Below are 16,543 nucleotides of genomic sequence, written 5' to 3'. Positions count from 1 at the left end.
ATGGCGAAACTGGTGGACGCGGACGGGTTCCGCACCTACATCCGCGACGGCTGGGGCGAGTGGGACAGCTCGGTCGACCTGCCCGCGGGCACGGCCGAGGCGGCGCGGGCGCACCGCGCCAGGCTCGCCCAAGCCCTGCCGGGCAAGCGGATCGCGCTGGCCGCGGGGCGTGCGCACGTCCGGTCCAACGACACGTTCCACGAGTTCCGCGCCGACAGCGACTTCGTGTGGCTCACCGGCTGCCAGGTCGAAGGCGCCGTGCTGGTGCTGTGCGACGACGACGCCACCCTGTTCGTGCCGGTGCCGTCCGAGGCGCACAGCGTCGACTTCTTCGGTGACGCCGACCGCAGCCCGTTCTGGATCGGCGCTGCGGCGGGCCCGAAGGAGTGGGGCGAGGCGCTCGGCGTCACGGCCCGTCCGCTCGAGGACCTGGCGAACGCCCTGCGCGGCCGCCACCCCGAGACGCTCGCCGCCAAGGGGGTCGACCCGCTGCTCGACGCGCTGACCGGTTCGCACAGCGACGAGCTGCGCACCGTTCTCGCGGAGCTGCGCCGCATCAAGGACGACTGGGAGGTCGAGCAGCTCCGCCAGGCCGTCGACGCGAGCGTCAAGGGCTTCGCCGACGTCGCCGTGGAGCTCGGCCAGGCCGTGCGCGGCGGGGGAGAGCGGTGGCTGCAGGGCACGTTCGACCGCCGCGCCCGCACCGAGGGCAAGGGTCCCGGCTACACCTCGATCGTCGCCGCCGGGCCGCACGCCCCGGTGCTGCACTGGACGCGCTGCGACGGCCGCGTGAACGACGCCGACCTGCTGCTGCTCGACGCCGGCGTGGAGATGAACTCCCTCTACACCGCCGACGTCACCAGGACGTTCCCGGTGAGCGGTGAGTTCAGCGAGCCGCAGCGCCAGGTCTACGACCTCGTGCACAGGTCGCACGTGGCGGCGCTCGCCGAGGTCCGGCCGGGTAACGACTACAGCGCCTTCCACCACACCGCCATGCGCGTGCTCGCCGAGGGCCTGCACGACTGGGGGCTGCTGCCGGTCAGCGTCGACAAGGCGCTCGACCCGTCCGGTCAGCACCACCGCCGCTACATCGTCTGCGGCACCGGGCACTTCCTGGGCCTCGACGTGCACGACTGCGCCGACGCCCGGCAGGAGACCTACCAGCAGGGCGTCCTCGAGCGCGGCATGGCGCTGACCGTCGAGCCGGGCCTGTACTTCCACCCCAACGACGAGACGCTGCCGCCGGAGCTGCGGGGCATCGGCGTGCGCATCGAGGACGACCTCGTGGTCACCTCGACCGGCGCGGACGTCCTCTCGGACGCGTTGCCGATCGAGGCGGACGACGTGGCCGCCTGGGTGCGCAAGCAGCGTTCCTAAGTGGACGGGCTGGAGCGGGCCCACGCGAACGTGAGTTCCACGGCCCGCTTCCAGTTCGCGTACTCGGCCTCGCGGTACCGCGCGTCCATCACCGGGTTCCACCGCGCCGCCAGGTGCCAGTTGCGGCGCAGTCCCTCGAGGTCCGGCCAGTACCCGGCGGCGAGGCCGGCGGCGTAGGCGGCGCCCAGCGACACCGTCTCCGCGACCAGCGGCCGCTGCACCGGGATGTCCAGCACGTCCGCGATGAACTGCATCAGCAGGTGGTCGGCCGTCATGCCGCCGTCCACCTTCAGCACCGGCGTCGGCGCCCCGAGGTCGGCGTTCATGGCGTCCACGACCTCGCGCGTCTGCCAGCCGGTCGCCTCCAGCACGGCTCGCGCCAGGTGGCCCTTGTTGATGTAGGACGTGAGCCCGACGACGAGCCCGCGCGCCTGCGCGAGCCAGTGCGGCGCGAACAGGCCCGAGAACGCCGGCACGATGTAGCAGCCACCGTTGTCCTTCACCGTGCGCGCCAGCGTCTCGATCTCCGGCGCGGAGTGGATCAGCCCGAGGTTGTCGCGGAACCACTGCACGAGCGACCCGGCGACGGCGATCGAGCCCTCCAGCGCGTACGCCGGTTCCCCGCCGATCTGGTAGCCGATCGTGGTCAGCAGGCCGTGCTTCGACCGCACGAGCTCGTCGCCGGTGTTCATCAGCAGGAAGCCGCCGGTGCCGTACGTGCCCTTGATCGAGCCCTTCTCGAAGCACGTCTGCCCGAACAGCGCAGCGTGCTGGTCGCCCAGCGCCGCCGTGATCGAGATGCCCGGCACCACCCGCGTCGTGACACCGCTGATCTCGGTCGACGGGCGGATCTCCGGCAGCACCACCGAAGGCACACCGAAGAACTCCAGCAGCATCGGATCCCATTGCCGCGTCGACAGGTTCATCAGCATCGTCCGCGACGCGTTGGTCACGTCGGTGACGTGCAGGCCGCCGTTGACGCCGCCGGTGAGGTTCCAGATCAGCCAGGTGTCCATGGTGCCGAACAGGACGTCGCCGCGTTCGGCCCTGGCGCGCAGCCCGGCGGTGTTGTCGAGCATCCAGCGCAGCGACGGCGCCGAGAAGTACGTCGCGAGCGGCAGGCCGCAGCGGTCGCGGACCTCCTCGATGCCGGGCTGCTTCCCCAGTGACGCGACGAGTTCCTCGGTGCGGATGTCCTCCCACACGATCGCGCGGCCGACCGGGACGCCGGTGTGGCGGTCCCACAGCACGAACGTCTCGCGCTGGTTCGTGATGCCCATCGCGACGACCTGCTCGGCGCCGATCCCCGCCTGCCGCAACGCCTGCGGCACGATCCGGTCGACGTTGCGCCAGATCTCCACCGCGTCCTGCTCGACCCAGCCGGGCCGCGGGTGGTACTGGCGGTGCTCGCGCTGCGCGACCGCGACCAGGCGGGCGTTCTGGTCGAAGACGATGCAGCGCGTCGACGTCGTCCCCTGGTCGATCGCCATTACGAACCGTTGCACGGCGAGCCCCTCAGTTCTCGTCGACAAGCGAAGTGGTGACGGAGTCCGCAGCCTGCACGACCTGGCGCACCAGCGTCTGCCGCGGCCTCCCGGCGGAGTCGCACAGGCGGTCGACCGCGCCGGAGATGCCGATCGCGCCGACGACCAGGCCACCGGGGATGCGGATGGGCGCGGCGATGCTGGCCTCACCGGGCATGTACTCCTCCGCCTCACCCGCCCAGCCCTGCGCGCGCACCTCGGTCAGCACCCGCTCCAGCATCTGCGCGCGCGTGATCGTCCTGCGCGTCAGCGACGTGAGCTCCCGCCGGCGTGCGGCCGCCGACAGGTCGGGGTCGTAGGCGAGCAGCACCTTGCCGAGCGCGGTGGCGTGCAACGGCAGCATCGCGCCGATGCCCAGGGTCTGCACGGAGTCATCGGGCCGGAACACGTGGTGCACGACGAGCACGGCGCCGTCGTGGTGCATGCCGATCCTGACCTCCTGGCCGCTGCGCGCGGCCAGCGTGTCGGCCCAGTTGATCGATCGAGAACGCAGTTCGTTCGCGTCCAGGTAGGACGTTCCGAGGTGCAGCAGCGCCGCGCCGAGGCGGTAGCGGCCCGTCGCCTGGTCCTGCTCGACGAACTCGACCCGTTGCAGCGTCCGGAGAATCCCGTGCGCGGTGCCGCGGGCGAGACCGAGCGAGTCCGCTATTTCCGTGAGACCGTGGTGGCCCGAGCCACGCGCCAGGAGCCGCAGCACGGCTGCGGCTCGTTCGATCGACTGGATGGGTCCCGGCACGCGAAGAACGTAATTGAGACGACCCGTGTCGGCAATGTCGAACAGCTGGGGCGGCCGTCACCCCTGGACGCGAGCCTGAAACGCCTTGTCTGCGCGCAGCGTGACCGGTTGGTCACGCTTTCGGGGGTCACAGGTGTCGACATTGTCGAAACGTGCCCGTTGAGCAGGCGTGACGCGGCTCATTACGTTCCGCGTCAATCACCACGGGGTGATCAGCCGTTCAAGGACGAATGGGAGGCCAGCGTGGGTCTCGGGACAGTGTTCCTCAGCGAGTTGCTCGGCACGGGCATCTTGTTGTTGCTGGGTGCGGGCGTGGTGGCCAACGTGCTGCTCGCGAAGTCGAAGGGGTTCGACGGCGGCTGGCTGTTGATCAACTTCGGTTGGGGTCTCGGTGTCTTCGCCGGTGTCTACATCGCGTACAAGTCGGGGGCGCACCTCAACCCCGCCGTGACGATCGGCATCCTCACCAGTGGCGCGGACGAGTTCGCCCCCGGCGTGCCGGTGAGCGTGACCTCGACCCTCGTCTACTTCGCCGGTGAGTTCCTCGGCGCGTTCCTCGGTGCCGTGCTCGCGTGGCTCGCCTACAAGCCGCACTTCGACGAGACGCCCGACGAGGGCCTCAAGCTCGCGGTCTTCTCCACCGGCCCGGCGATCCGCAGCTACACCTGGAACCTGGTGTGCGAGGTCATCGGCACGTTCGTCCTGGTCTTCGTGGTCCTCGCCCTCGGCAAGACCCCGACCCAGCTCGGCCCGCTGGCCGTCGCGATGCTCGTCGTCGGCATCGGCGCCTCCCTCGGCGGCCCCACCGGCTACGCGATCAACCCGGCCCGCGACCTCGGCCCGCGCATCGCGCACGCCCTCCTCCCGCTGTCCTACCGGGGCACCGACGGCGAGGCCGTCGGCAAGAAGGACTCCGACTGGGGCTACTCCTGGGTGCCCGTCGTCGGCCCGGTCATCGGTGGCGCGCTCGCCGGTGTCGTCGCCTCGCTCGCGTTCTGACCTGACCATCCCGAAAGGACAGCTTCGATGACGCAGTACGTTCTCGCCGTCGACCAGGGCACCACCAGCACGCGGGCGATCATCTTCGACCACAGCGGCTCCATCGTCTCCGTGGGCCAGAAGGAGCACGAGCAGATCTTCCCGAGAGCCGGCTGGGTCGAGCACAACCCGGTGGAGATCTCGGAGAACACCCGGTTCGTGATCGGCCAGGCGCTCGCCAAGGCCGACCTCAACACCGGCGACCTCGCCGCCGTCGGCATCACGAACCAGCGCGAGACGGCCGTGGTGTGGGACAAGAACACCGGTGAGCCCGTCTACAACGCCATCGTCTGGCAGGACACCCGCACCCAGGCGATCGTCGACGAGCTCGGGGCGCTCGGCGGTGGCGCCGACCGCTACAAGGCCAAGGTCGGCCTGCCGCTCGCGACCTACTTCTCCGGCCCCAAGATCCGCTGGATCCTCGACAACGTCGAAGGCGCCCGGGAGCGCGCCGAGGCAGGCGACCTGCTGTTCGGCAACACCGACACGTGGACGCTGTGGAACCTCACCGGCGGCCCCAACGGCGGTGTGCACGCCACGGACGTCACCAACGCGTCGCGGACCATGCTGATGGACCTCGACACGCTGCAGTGGGACGCCGAGATCGCGGGCGAGATGGGCATCCCGGTGTCCATGCTCCCCGAGATCCGCTCGTCCTCGGAGGTCTACGGCACCGGCGGCCCCGGCGGCGTCCTGAAGGGCGTGCCGATCGCGGGCATCCTCGGCGACCAGCAGGCGGCGACGTTCGGCCAGGCCTGCTACGAGCCCGGCACCGCGAAGAACACCTACGGCACCGGCAACTTCATGCTGCTGAACACCGGTACCGAGAAGGTCGCCTCGAAGAACGGCCTGCTCACCACCGTCTGCTACAAGATCGGTGACGAGGCGCCCGTCTACGCGCTCGAAGGCTCCATCGCCGTCACGGGCTCGCTCGTGCAGTGGCTGCGCGACAACCTCGGCATCATCGGCTCCGCGCCGGAGATCGAGACGCTCGCGCGGACGGTCGAGGACAACGGCGGCGCGTACTTCGTGCCCGCGTTCTCCGGTCTGTTCGCCCCGTACTGGCGTTCCGACGCCCGTGGCGCCGTCGTCGGCCTGACCCGGTTCGTCAACAAGGGCCACCTGGCGCGGGCCGTGCTGGAGGCGACGGCGTTCCAGACCCGCGAGGTGCTGGACGCGATGAACGCCGACTCCGGTGTGCCGCTGACCGAGCTGAAGGTCGACGGCGGCATGGTCGCGAACGAGCTGCTGATGCAGTTCCAGGCGGACGTGCTGGACGTGCCGGTCGTGCGCCCGGTCGTCGCCGAGACCACCGCCCTGGGTGCCGCGTACGCCGCCGGTCTGGCCGTCGGCTACTGGTCGTCCCTGGACGAGCTCCGCGCGAACTGGGCCGAGGACAAGCGCTGGACGCCGGAGCTCGACGCCGACGAGCGCGAGCGCGAGTACCGCAACTGGAAGAAGGCCGTCACCAAGTCGTTCGACTGGGTCGACTCCGACGTCCGCTGATTTCCCCTGAGGAGCTGAAGAAGTTGTTCGCAAGGCTGGATCCGGCTCGGCGTGCCCGGTCCCTGGAGGCCCTGGGCACCACGGAGTTCGACGTGCTCGTCGTCGGCGGTGGCGTGGTCGGCGCGGGCGCCGCCCTCGACGCGGCCTCCCGCGGGCTGTCCGTCGCACTGGTCGAGGCCGACGACTGGGCGGCGGGCACGTCGAGCCGGTCCAGCAAGCTCGTCCACGGCGGGCTGCGGTACCTGGAGCAGCTGGAGTTCAAGCTGGTCCGGGAAGCTCTGAAGGAACGCGGGTTGCTGCTGCGCCGGCTCGCACCGCACCTGGTGCGGCCGGTGCCGTTCCTCTTCCCGCTGAAGAAGCAGTGGGAACGCGCCTACGTCGGCGCGGGCGTGCTGCTGTACGACTCGATCGGCGGCGCCGGTGCCGTGCCGATGCACCGGCACCTGTCCCGCCGCAAGATGGCCGGCATCGGCCCCTCCCTGGACGCCGACGCGTTCGCGGGCGCGATCCGCTACTACGACGCGCAGGTGGACGACGCCCGCCTCGTGTCGGCGCTGGTCCGCACGGCCGCCCAGCACGGCGCGACCGTCGTCTCACGGGCACGGGTCACGTCGTTGCTGCGCGTGGACGGCCGGGTCGCCGGTGCCTCGGTGCGCGACGAGCTCTCCGGCGTCACGCACGTCGTGCGCGCCCGCCGCGTGATCAGCGCGACCGGCGTGTGGACCGACTCGCTCAACGCCATGTCGCCCGGCACACCGCCGTTCGAGGTGCGGATGTCCAAGGGCGTGCACGTGCTGGTGGAGCGCTCGAAGATCCAGCTCGACGGCGGCCTGATCACGCAGACCGAGAAGTCGGTGCTGTTCGTGATCCCGTGGGGCGCACACTGGATCATCGGCACCACGGACACGCCGTACTCCGGTGCGCCGGAAGACGTCGCGGCCACCGCCGAGGACGTCTCGTACATCCTCGACCACGTCAACGCCGTGCTGCGGTCGCCGTTGTCGGTGGACGACGTCGTCGGCACCTACGCGGGGCTGCGGCCGTTGCTCGCCGGGGCGTCCAGCGACACGTCGAAGCTGTCGCGCGAGCACGCCGTCGCCGAGCCCGAGCCGGGGTTCTTCGTGATCGCGGGCGGCAAGTACACGACCTACCGCGTGATGGCCGCGGACGTGGTCGACGCCGCTGTCTCCGGCCTGGGGCGCGCGGTGGCGCCCTCCCTGACCGCCCGGCTGCCGTTGTGCGGCGCGGTCGGTTTCCACGAGCTGTGGGCGGACCGGGCTCGAGTCGCTGCGGAGTCCGGCCTGCCCACGTCCACTGTGGAGCGCCTGCTGCGCCGCTACGGCTCGGCCGTGTCCGACGTGCTGGCGCTCATCGCCCGGGACCCGTCACTGGCCTCGCCGGTCGCGGGCCACCTGGCGGCGGAGATCGTGTACGCCGTGACGCACGAGGGCGCGCTGGGCCTGGAGGACGTCCTGGCCCGCCGCACGCGGATCGCCATGGAGCACCTCGACTTCGGTGCCTCCGTGGCCGGTGAGGTCGCCGACCTGATCGCCGGTCCGCTCGGGTGGTCCCCGGTCGAACGCGACGCCGCCGTCGAGGCCTACCGGGCCGGCTCGGAGCTCGCGGCGAGCTGAGGTGGACGGCGCGGAGCTGCTCGGGAGGTAGCCTTCCGAGCAGCTCCCGCCGATGGGGGACACCGGGCAGGTAGCAGGGGTGCACCTGGCCCGGTTCTCCCCGGCGGCGCCGAGTTCAGGCCGGGTGCCGTGCCGCGGGCGGACCAGGACGGTCCGGTGCTGCCGCCGCGACCGGTGCGCCGGTCTTCGCCACGACCTCCTCGACCGTGACACCGGGGGCGAGCTCGACGAGCGCGAACGCGCCGTCCGCGACGTCGAGCACGGCCAGGTCGGTGATGACGCGCGAGACGACGCCACGTCCGGTCAGCGGCAACGTGCAGGTGGCGACCAGCTTCGGGTCGCCGCCGCGGGCGGTGTGCTCCATGAGGACGATGACCCGGCGGGCGCCGCTCACGAGGTCCATCGCGCCGCCCATGCCCTTGACCATCGCGCCGGGCACCATCCAGTTGGCGAGGTCCCCGTGCGCGGAGACCTGCATGCCGCCGAGGACCGCGGTGTCGATGTGGCCGCCGCGGATCATCGCGAAGCTGGTGGGGGAGTCGAAGAACGACGCCCCCGGCAGCACGCTGACGGTCTGCTTGCCGGCGTTGATCAGGTCCGGGTCGACCTCGTCGTCGTAGGGGAACGGGCCGACGCCGAGGATGCCGTTCTCCGCGTGCAGCGTCACGGTCGAGTCCGCGGGCAGGTGGTCCGGGATCAGCGTGGGCAGGCCGATGCCCAGGTTGACGTACTCGCCGTCGCGCAGCTCGAGCGCGGCGCGGGCGGCCATGTCGTCGCGGGTCCAGGCCATGTCAGTTCGCCTCCCGGCGGGCTCGGGTCGTGCGCTTCTCGATGTCCTTGCGGGCGGCCTGCTCGGGGGTCAGGGCGACGACGCTCTGCACGAACACGCCGGGCAGGTGCACCTGGTCGGGGTGGATCTCGCCGGCCTCGACGACGCGTTCGGCCTCGACGACGGTGAACCGGCCCGCCATCGCGGCGGCCGGGTTGAAGTTGCGGGCGGCGGCGTGGAAGACGCAGTTGCCCGCCCGGTCGGCGACGGCGGCCCGGATGAGCGCCGCGTCGGTGACGATCGACTCCTCCAGCACCATCTGCTTGCCGTGGAAGGTGCGGACCTCCTTGGGCGGTGAGGAGAGCGCGACGGTGCCGTCGGGGTGGTGGCGCCACGGCAGGCCGCCCTCGGACACCAGCGTGCCGACGCCGGTGGGCGTGTAGAAGGCGCCGATGCCGGAACCGCCCGCCCGCAGCCGTTCGGCGAGCGTCCCCTGTGGAGTGAGCTCGACGGTCAGCTCGCCGGCGAGGTACTGCCGGGCGAACTCCTTGTTCTCACCCACGTACGACGCGATGACGCGGCTGATGCGGCGGTGTTCGAGCAGCAGGCCGAGACCGGCGCCGTCGACGCCGCAGTTGTTGGAGACGATCGTCAGGTCGTCGGCGCCCTGGTCCAGCAACGCCTCGATGAGAAACCACGGGATGCCCGCGAGCCCGAACCCGCCGACCGCGACGCTGGAACCGGACCGGATGCCCGCCACGGCCTCGGCCGGTCCGCCGACCACCTTGTCCAGGCTCATGAGCGGTTCTCCTCCGTGAGGTGGTCGACGAGCGCGGCCGTGACGGCGCCCGGCTGTTCGGCGTTGGCGAGGTGCGCGGCTCCCGGCACGACGAGGAGCTGTCCGTTCCGGACGGACGTGGCGATCTCCCGCAGGTGGTCCGGTGGCGTCGCCGGGTCGTCGGCCCCCGCGATCGCGAGGGTGGGCGCGGTGATCCCGCGCAGGCCCGCGCGCTGGTCCATGCCGGCGATCGCCTCGCAGCAACTGGCGTACCCCTCGGCGGGGGTGGCCGCCACCATCGCCTCCCACGGCGCACGGTCCCGGTACGCCGGGGTGAACCAGCGCTGGACGACGGACTCCGCCACCGCCCGCGTGCCCTCCGCGCGGACGAGGGCGGCGCGGTCGGTCCAGGTCGACGCGGGCCCGAGGCAGGCGCTCGTGCACAGGACCGCGAGCCGGTCGACGCGCTCGGAGTCGCGGGCGGCCACGCGCAGCGCCGTCATGCCCCCGAGCGACAGCCCGACCAGGTGCGCCTTCGGCACGCCGAGCCGGTCGAGCAGCCCGACGAGGTCGTCGGCCAGGTCGTCGAGGGTGCAGGCGCCGGGGACGACGGGGGAGCGGCCGTGACCGCGGGTGTCGTAGCGGACGACGCGGAAGTGCTCCTCGAGCGCGGGAACGGTGGCGTCCCACATCTCCAGCGCCGACCCGAGCGACCCGGACAGCACGACGACAGGACCGTCCCGCCTCCCGCTGACGACGTGGTGGACCTCGACGCCCATCAGCGCACCGCCTCGAAGACGGCGGCCAGGCCCTGGCCGCCGCCGATGCACATCGTCTCCAGGCCGTAGCGGCTGCCGCGGCGGCGCATCTCGTGCGCGAGCGTCGCGAGGATCCGCGCGCCGGTCGCGCCGACCGGGTGGCCGAGCGAGATGCCGGACCCGTTGGGGTTGAGCCGGTCGTCGGCCGGGTCGAGCTCCCACTCGCGCAGCACGGCGAGCACCTGCGCGGCGAACGCCTCGTTGAGCTCGATGACGTCGACGTCGTCGAGGGTGAGCCCGGCGCGGCCGAGCGCGGCGGCCGAGGCGGACACCGGCCCGATGCCCATGACCTCCGGCCCGACGCCGGTGACGGCCCAGGACCTCAGCGCGAGCAACGGCCGCAGCCCGCGCTTCTCGGCCTCGTCGCGGGTGGTGACGACGCACAGCGCCGCGCCGTCGTTCTGGCCGCTCGCGTTGCCCGCGGTGACGGTGGACTCCGGGTCCAGCCTCAGCCGCACGGGCCTGAGCGCGGCCAGGTCTTCCAGGGTCGTGTCCGGTCGCGGGTGCTCGTCCCTGCCGACCGTGAGATCGGGCTTGCCGCGGCGCCCCGGGACGGTCACCGGCACGAGCTCGTCGGCGAACAGCCCGGCCTCGTCGGCCGCGCCCCACCGCTGCTGCGACCGCACCGCCAGCTCGTCCTGCTCCTCGCGCGAGATGCCGTACTCGCGGCGGAGGTTCTCGGCCGTCTCGAGCATGCCGCCGGGCACCGGGTGGAACCTGCCGCCGGCGGTCTCCCTGGCCCGGTCGAGGCGGTCGACGAGCTGCACGCCGCCGCTGCGGACGCCCGTGCGCAGCCCGAGCGCGTAGTGCTCGACCTGCGACATCGACTCGGCACCGCCTGCCACGACGACCCGCGCCGCACCGGTCGCGACCTGTCCTGCCGCGTAGAGCACGGCCTGCAACCCGGAGCCGCAGCGCCGGTCGACCTGGATGCCGGGCACGCCCGTGCCGAGTCCCGCGTCCAGCGCCGCGACCCGGCCGATCGCCGGCGACTCGCCGCTCGCGTAGCTCTGCCCGATCACGACGTCGTCGACATCGCCCTCTCCCAGCCCCGTGCGCCGCACCAGTTCGGTGAGCACGGCCGTGGCCAGGTCGGCGGCGCTGAGCGAGGACAGGGCCCCGCCGAACCGCCCGACCGGTGTGCGGACGGGTTCGCAGATCACGACGTCGGTCATGGTCTCGACGCTAGGCCCCTGCGGCGATATTCAGAAATACTCATTTCGTGCCCGGTGAGACTCTGGGAATATCAATCGCGTGGAACTGCGTCACCTGCGCTACTTCGTCGCTGTCGCCGAGGAACGGCACTTCGGGCGCGCCGCCGAACGCCTGAACATGGCCCAGCCACCGCTGTCGCAGCAGATCCAGCAGCTGGAGGCCGAGCTCGGGGTGGCGCTCCTGCACCGCACGACCCGCAAGGTGGAGCTGACCGGCGCCGGCGCGGTGTACCTCGAACGGGCCCGAGCCGTGCTCACCGCCGTGGACGACGCGGCCGCCGAAGCCCAGCGCGTGGCCAAGGGACTGCAGGGCCGCCTCGTCGTCGGCTGCGTCGGCTCCGCCACCTACAGCCTGCTGCCCGCCTTCGCCCGGGCCCTGCGCGAGGAGCTGCCGGCCGTCGACTTCACGTTCCGCGGCGAGATGCTCGCCCCGGACCAGCTCGACTCCCTGCTCGGCCGCCGCATCGACCTCGCCCTGCTGCGCCCGCCCGTCGAGCACTCCGCGCTGAGGGTGACCACGGTCCGCCGCGACCAGCTGATCGTCGCGCTGCCCGAAGGCCACCCGCTGGCCCGCCGCAAGCGCTTGGGCGTCGAGGACCTGCGCGACCAGGACCTGATCGTGCACGCCTCCCGCGGACGGTCCGTCATGCACGGCATCGTCACGGACCTGTGCCGCTCGGCGGGTTTCGAGGCACGCATCCGGCACGAGGTCGCGGAGACCTCGACGCTGGTCACTTTCGTGGCGTCGGGGCTGGGGGTGGCGGTGGTCCCGCGGCCCGTGGCGGAGCTCGGTGTGCCGGGGACGACCTACCGGCCGCTGGCCGGGAACCAGGGCGTCGACCTGGTGGCCGCTGTGCGCGCTGACGACGACTCACCGGTGCTCGCCAGGGCGCTCGGGCTGCTGGAACGGGTGACACGGCGCTGAACCGCGGCGCCGGGAGCCCCGGCGCCGCACACGTCACCTGCGCCAGAACAGGTGGTGCGTCACCCCGCTCGAGCTCGGCACGACGTCCACGTGGAACCGGTCGAGCAGCTCGTCCGGCGACTTCCACAACGGCACGCCGTGCCCGAGCTCGACCGGCGACACCGCGACGTGCAGCGTGTCGATCAGGTCGGCGTCGAGGAACGAGCGGATGGTCGTGGCGCCGCCGCCGATCCGCACGTCCTTGCCCCGCGCGGCTTCCTTGGCCTGGCGCAGGACGTCGGCCGGGTCGCCGGCGACGAAGTGGAAGGTCGTGTCGGAGAGGGTGAACGACGGCCGCACGTGGTGGGTCAGGACGAAGACCGGCGTGTGGAACGGCGGTTCGTCGCCCCACCAGCCCTGCCAGTCGTGGTTCTCCCACGGGCCGCGGTGCGGGCTGAACTTGTGGGCGCCCATGATCTCCGCGCCGATGTTGTTCGCGAAGTCGCGGGTCAGGTAGTCGTCGAGGCCGCGGGTGCCGCCGGGGTCGGTGCGGTTGGGCCAGCTCGCCGTGGCGCCCGCCCACGCGAACATGGCGCCCGGGTCGGCGTGGCCGAACGGCCTGTCGAGCGTCTGGTCCTCTCCCGCGCCGAACCCGTCCCGCGACACGACGAAGTTCTGCACCTTCACCAGCTGGGTCATGGAGCTTCCTTTCCGTTCCTGGTCGGCAGGTTGACCGCGGTGGCCGCACGAACTCATCGGTCCCGGCCGCAAGAGCATGCCCCCGCGGTCGCCCCGCTGCGCGCGGCCGGGCGTGAGAGCGCGCTGACCAGCCGCTTCGACGACTCGGGGGAGCAACCTGAACGGTTTCGGCGCGCGTTGGCAAAGACGGGGTGCAAGGGCGAAGCGAAACCCGAGGAGCTTCATGTCGTCAGACGCGGAACTGATCGGCAGATCACTGCGCGGAGACACCGACGCCTTCGTGGAGGTGATCAGCCGCCACGAGACCGCGATCGGGAACTACCTCGCGCGCAGAGTGGGTCGGCAGGCCGCCGAGGACGTGCTCGGCGACGTCTGGGTGGCGGCCTACGAGTCCCGTGCGACCTACGACCGGTCATTTCCCGAAGCCAGGCCTTGGCTCTACGGAGTCGCGCTCAACAGGGTGCGGCGGCATTGGCGGTCGGAGCCGGCCGAGGAGCCGTCGGCGGACCTCACCCGCGTGGTGAGCGACTGGGACCCGTGGCCGGCGGTCGATGCCCGCGTGGACGCGCAGGCGTTGCTGCGCACGGCACTGGACCGGCTCAAACCGGAGGAACGGGAGGTGCTCGGCCTGGTCGCCTGGGAGGACCTGACGGTCGCGGAGGCGGGCCGGGTGCTCGACATCCCGGCCGGCACGGCGCGCCGGCTGCTGCACCAGGCGCGCAAGGCGTTGCGAGAGGCCCCCGAGGTGGCCGCGCTGCTGCAAGTCCCGACAACGTGAGAAGACACCCCCATGGATGAGATGGACCTGATGAAGAAGCTGCGTGATGTCCCGTCCCCCGACGCCGAGGCCTACGACCGTGCTCGCACGGCACTGCGGGCGGCGATGGCGGAACCCGGGAGCACCGTCGTGCGACCCCGGCGGTGGAGGTCCTGGACCGGGGTGAGCGCCGCCGCCGTGGGCGCGGCCGCCGTCGCGGTGGTCGTCGTGATGGCGACGACGAGCGGCACCACCCCGGCCGGGCCGTCCGACGCTGGCCGGTCCGAGGCCGCGCCGCAGGCGGTGGTCGAGTCGCCGCTGGTGAAGCTCGCCTCCGAGGTCAAGGCGGGGGAACGCTGCCGGGCGACGCGTCGCTGATCGTCGGCACGAAGCCCGCGCCCGACGGCACGCCGTACGTCTACTACACCGTCTACAGCGACCGCGGCCAGATCTTCAAGGGCGACTCGCCGAAGACGCTGGCGAGCTCGGTGGCCAAGAACGACGACCAGGCCATGCCGTTCGACGCCAAGGTGATGGCGGCGGCCCGCCTGGCCGCCGAAGGCGACGTGGAGAAGGCCAGGACCGCGATGGTCACCCCCGCCGGCAACGCCCTGGGACTCGGCCTGAGCCCCGCCGAGGCGGACAAGGCGTGGGCGGACGCCCAGGCCGAGATGGCGGAGGAGTTCCGCAAGCTCGGCAAGCAGGTCCCCGCCCCGCGGCCGCGTCCGACGGGCAAGGAGCTCGAGAACCGCATCAACAACCACCTGTGGAGCAACAGCACGTACGCGCTGTTCGTCGGTGCCGCCAACGCCGACGTCCGCGCCGGAGTGCTGAAGCTGCTCGCCACGATCAAGGAGGTGACCGTCGCCGAGGCCGAGGCCGGCGGCAAGCGCGTGCTGAACCTCAGCGCGAGCCCCGACATCCTGGGCGGTGACGCCTCGACGGTGCTCACCCTCGACTTCGACAACGGTCTGCCCATCAGCAACGAGATCTTCCCGGCGAAGGACTCGAAGACCCCGTCGAAGCACGCGATCGTCACCTACAAGTCGTCCCGCGTGACCCTCGCCGACGTGGCGGCGGGCAAGATCTGACGATCGCGCGGCACCGCGGGAGGGCCGGGAACACGCCGGTCCTCCCGCGGCCGTGGGTGGGTGTGGCACACCCTCCCGGGAGGACGCCGGCGGCCCTAGCGTCGAGAGCATGAACGACGAACGGGTGATCGCGGACCTGCACGAGCGCTGGGTGTTCGGCTGGGACCGCCGCGAAGGGGACGAGCCCTTCGACTTCCGGCGGGTCTTCGGCGAGTTCTACGACTTCGGCGCCCCGGACGTCCGCCTCTACGACGATTTCGACCCCGAGCACCGCGTGGCGACGTCGGCCGCCGCGTACGGCGAGATCTGGACCCCGGCCTTCCAGGGGATGACCTCCGCCCACCACGCGGTCGACGACGGCCCGCACGTCCTCGTCTCCGGTGACCTCGCGGCGTCCACCCTGCGGTTCGCGGCGCGGATCGCCACCCCCGACGGCGTGACGGACATCCGCACTACGACCTCGCTGGTCTGGCGCCGCACGCCGGACGGGTGGCGGATCGTGCGTGAGCACAACTCGACGCAGACCCTGCCCGCCGGGGAGCTCGACGGGCTGTTCGGCGAGGACTCCGAGCCGGTGCCGGCGGCAGGCAGGGCCGGGTAGGCGCTCCGCGCCCGGCGCGGTCGTGCAGACGTGTGGCCGGTGCGGCCGGCGCCTAGGGTGACCTGTGTGGACGTTGTCGTGGTCGGGGCGGGAATCGCCGGACTCTCGTGCGCACGCGCGCTGGCGGACGGTGGCGCGCGGGTGCGGGTCGTCGAACGCGGCCGGGTCGTGGGCGGGCGGATGGCCGGCAAGCGGGTCGGCGGCCGGTACGCGGACATCGGTGCTGCCTACTTCGTCGTCGACGACCCGGATTTCGCCGGGCAGGTCGAGTCCTGGCGGGCACGGGACCTCGCCCGGCCCTGGACCGACACGCTCAAGGTCTTCCCGGAGGGCCGGGACACGCGGGGACCGGTCCGGTGGGCCGCTCCGGGTGGGCTGCGCGGCCTGGCGGTCGACCTCGCCCGCGGACTCGACGTCCGGCTGTCCACGCGGGTCGACTCCGTGCCGGAGGACGCGGACGTGGTGGTGCTCGCCATGCCGGGCTCACAGGCCCTGCGGTTGTCCCCGCCGCCCGCGGTCGCCTCGGCCGCGTCCCGCCAGACCTGGCGGCCGGTGATCGCCGCCGTCCTGACCTACCCGGACCGCTCGTGGGCGTCCCTGCCCGGGGCGTTCGTCAACGACCACCCCGTCCTGGCCACCGTCTGCGACGACGGTGACCGCCGCGGCGACGGCGCCCCGGTCCTGGTCGCCCACTCCACCGCAGGACTGGCCGCCGCGCACCTGGACGACCCCGATGCCGCCGGTCCGGTGCTGGCGGAGGCCGTCGGCGAGCTGCTCGGACTCAGCGCCCCACCGCGGATCGAGGTGCACCGCTGGACCTACGCCCAGCCCGAGGCCGGTGACGCGTCGCCGTACGCGACCGACGGCCGGGTGTGGCTCTGCGGTGACGCGTTCGGCCGTCCGCGCGTGCAGACCGCCTGGCTCTCCGGACGAGCCGTGGCCCGCGCGCTGCTCGGCTGAGCCGCGGCGCCGCGACGGCAACCCCTGCACCGGCCGGAATCCCGCGTCGAGCGGCCCCGTGGCGCGGGAGGCCATCGCCGTTCCGGCGCAGTGACGGGCGTCCTCCCGGAGGAGAGG

Annotated in this window: 17 protein-coding genes; 10 read left to right on the top strand and 7 right to left on the bottom strand. The window is 72.3% G+C overall.

All coding sequences use genetic code 11. The features are described 5' to 3' along the window. Positions 1-1,377 carry an aminopeptidase P family protein gene (locus V1227_RS11455; protein ID WP_329792493.1) on the top strand — a complete coding sequence of 459 codons (1,377 nt, stop codon included), beginning with the start codon at positions 1-3 and terminating at the stop codon, positions 1,375-1,377. Here V1227_RS11455 and glpK (V1227_RS11450) read toward each other — a convergent pair. After that, positions 1,374-2,867, bottom strand: a complete 1,494-nt coding sequence (gene glpK, locus V1227_RS11450) for a glycerol kinase GlpK (protein ID WP_329794001.1) — start codon at positions 2,865-2,867, stop codon at positions 1,374-1,376. The two genes, V1227_RS11455 and glpK (V1227_RS11450), sit on opposite strands and share 4 nt — an antisense overlap. Positions 2,868-2,892: 25 nt before the next feature. After that, positions 2,893-3,657 (bottom strand): IclR family transcriptional regulator, encoded by a 765-nt coding sequence (locus tag V1227_RS11445; protein ID WP_329792492.1) that lies wholly within the window; start codon positions 3,655-3,657, stop codon positions 2,893-2,895. A gap of 243 nt (positions 3,658-3,900) precedes the next feature. Here V1227_RS11445 and V1227_RS11440 point away from each other — a divergent pair, with 243 nt between their 5' ends. From V1227_RS11440 to V1227_RS11430, 3 genes are read left to right on the top strand one after another with little or no spacing between them, the layout of a single operon-like run. Further along, positions 3,901-4,656 (top strand): MIP/aquaporin family protein, encoded by a 756-nt coding sequence (locus V1227_RS11440; RefSeq protein WP_329792491.1) that lies wholly within the window; start codon positions 3,901-3,903, stop codon positions 4,654-4,656. A gap of 27 nt (positions 4,657-4,683) precedes the next feature. After that, a complete protein-coding gene (glpK, locus tag V1227_RS11435; protein WP_329792490.1) occupies positions 4,684-6,201 on the top strand; it encodes a glycerol kinase GlpK in 1,518 nt (505 codons plus the stop codon). A 23-nt stretch (positions 6,202-6,224) separates the two neighbouring features. Then, entirely contained in the window at positions 6,225-7,835 is a 1,611-nt protein-coding gene (locus V1227_RS11430; RefSeq protein ID WP_442916485.1) for a glycerol-3-phosphate dehydrogenase/oxidase, read from the top strand. Positions 7,836-7,950: 115 nt separating this feature from the next. Here the strand turns inward: V1227_RS11430 and V1227_RS11425 are convergent, their stop codons facing one another. Genes V1227_RS11425 through V1227_RS11410 form a run of 4 tightly spaced genes read right to left on the bottom strand, consistent with a single transcriptional unit; the run spans position 7,951 to position 11,375 of the window. Beyond that, complete coding sequence (locus V1227_RS11425; RefSeq protein WP_329792489.1) at positions 7,951-8,625, bottom strand: CoA transferase subunit B; 675 nt, start codon at positions 8,623-8,625, stop codon at positions 7,951-7,953. Between the two features lies 1 nt (position 8,626). After that, positions 8,627-9,403 carry a CoA transferase subunit A gene (locus tag V1227_RS11420; RefSeq protein ID WP_329792488.1) on the bottom strand — a complete coding sequence of 259 codons (777 nt, stop codon included), beginning with the start codon at positions 9,401-9,403 and terminating at the stop codon, positions 8,627-8,629. Further along, positions 9,400-10,161, bottom strand: coding sequence for a 3-oxoadipate enol-lactonase (pcaD, locus tag V1227_RS11415; RefSeq protein ID WP_329792487.1), 762 nt, complete (start codon positions 10,159-10,161; stop codon positions 9,400-9,402). Before pcaD ends, V1227_RS11420 begins: the two co-directional genes overlap by 4 nt. Next, positions 10,161-11,375, bottom strand: a complete 1,215-nt coding sequence (locus V1227_RS11410) for an acetyl-CoA C-acetyltransferase (RefSeq protein ID WP_329792486.1) — start codon at positions 11,373-11,375, stop codon at positions 10,161-10,163. The genes pcaD and V1227_RS11410 overlap by 1 nt, the downstream gene beginning before the upstream one ends. A gap of 79 nt (positions 11,376-11,454) precedes the next feature. Here V1227_RS11410 and V1227_RS11405 point away from each other — a divergent pair, with 79 nt between their 5' ends. Then, on the top strand, positions 11,455-12,339 hold the full coding sequence (locus tag V1227_RS11405) for a LysR substrate-binding domain-containing protein (RefSeq protein ID WP_329792485.1): 885 nt from the start codon (positions 11,455-11,457) through the stop codon (positions 12,337-12,339). 33 nt (positions 12,340-12,372) lie between these two features. Here the strand turns inward: V1227_RS11405 and V1227_RS11400 are convergent, their stop codons facing one another. Beyond that, on the bottom strand, positions 12,373-13,017 hold the full coding sequence (locus V1227_RS11400) for a dihydrofolate reductase family protein (protein WP_329792484.1): 645 nt from the start codon (positions 13,015-13,017) through the stop codon (positions 12,373-12,375). Positions 13,018-13,240: 223 nt separating this feature from the next. Here V1227_RS11400 and V1227_RS11395 point away from each other — a divergent pair, with 223 nt between their 5' ends. From V1227_RS11395 to V1227_RS11375, 5 genes are all read left to right on the top strand, one after another. Beyond that, the gene (locus V1227_RS11395) at positions 13,241-13,795 is read left to right on the top strand and encodes an RNA polymerase sigma factor (RefSeq protein ID WP_329792483.1); all 555 of its coding nucleotides are present in this window, start codon (positions 13,241-13,243) and stop codon (positions 13,793-13,795) included. A 12-nt stretch (positions 13,796-13,807) separates the two neighbouring features. After that, positions 13,808-14,152 (top strand): hypothetical protein, encoded by a 345-nt coding sequence (locus V1227_RS11390; protein ID WP_329792482.1) that lies wholly within the window; start codon positions 13,808-13,810, stop codon positions 14,150-14,152. 110 nt (positions 14,153-14,262) lie between these two features. After that, positions 14,263-14,865, top strand: a complete 603-nt coding sequence (locus tag V1227_RS11385; RefSeq protein WP_329792481.1) for a hypothetical protein — start codon at positions 14,263-14,265, stop codon at positions 14,863-14,865. 109 nt (positions 14,866-14,974) lie between these two features. Continuing rightward, the gene (locus V1227_RS11380) at positions 14,975-15,466 is read left to right on the top strand and encodes a YybH family protein (protein WP_329792480.1); all 492 of its coding nucleotides are present in this window, start codon (positions 14,975-14,977) and stop codon (positions 15,464-15,466) included. 66 nt (positions 15,467-15,532) lie between these two features. Then, complete coding sequence (locus tag V1227_RS11375; RefSeq protein ID WP_329792479.1) at positions 15,533-16,426, top strand: NAD(P)/FAD-dependent oxidoreductase; 894 nt, start codon at positions 15,533-15,535, stop codon at positions 16,424-16,426. Positions 16,427-16,543: the final 117 nt, after the last annotated feature.

Source organism: Lentzea sp. DG1S-22, from assembly GCF_036321065.1.
Taxonomy (GTDB): Bacteria; Actinomycetota; Actinomycetes; order Mycobacteriales; family Pseudonocardiaceae; genus Lentzea; species Lentzea jiangxiensis.
This window is presented reverse-complemented; position numbering and strand designations above follow the sequence as displayed.

Bases quoted from the DNA above. Each gene is read 5' to 3' on its own strand.
- pcaD (WP_329792487.1), bottom strand. From the start codon at position 10,161: ATGGGCGTCGAGGTCCACCACGTCGTCAGCGGGAGGCGGGACGGTCCT.
- glpK (WP_329794001.1), bottom strand. From the start codon at position 2,867: ATGGCGATCGACCAGGGGACGACGTCGACGCGCTGCATCGTCTTCGAC.
- V1227_RS11390 (WP_329792482.1), top strand. From the start codon at position 13,808: ATGGATGAGATGGACCTGATGAAGAAGCTGCGTGATGTCCCGTCCCCC.
- V1227_RS11400 (WP_329792484.1), bottom strand. From the start codon at position 13,017: ATGACCCAGCTGGTGAAGGTGCAGAACTTCGTCGTGTCGCGGGACGGG.
- V1227_RS11455 (WP_329792493.1), top strand. From the start codon at position 1: ATGGCGAAACTGGTGGACGCGGACGGGTTCCGCACCTACATCCGCGAC.
- V1227_RS11425 (WP_329792489.1), bottom strand. From the start codon at position 8,625: ATGGCCTGGACCCGCGACGACATGGCCGCCCGCGCCGCGCTCGAGCTG.
- V1227_RS11410 (WP_329792486.1), bottom strand. From the start codon at position 11,375: ATGACCGACGTCGTGATCTGCGAACCCGTCCGCACACCGGTCGGGCGG.
- V1227_RS11380 (WP_329792480.1), top strand. From the start codon at position 14,975: ATGAACGACGAACGGGTGATCGCGGACCTGCACGAGCGCTGGGTGTTC.
- V1227_RS11395 (WP_329792483.1), top strand. From the start codon at position 13,241: ATGTCGTCAGACGCGGAACTGATCGGCAGATCACTGCGCGGAGACACC.
- V1227_RS11420 (WP_329792488.1), bottom strand. From the start codon at position 9,403: ATGAGCCTGGACAAGGTGGTCGGCGGACCGGCCGAGGCCGTGGCGGGC.
- glpK (WP_329792490.1), top strand. From the start codon at position 4,684: ATGACGCAGTACGTTCTCGCCGTCGACCAGGGCACCACCAGCACGCGG.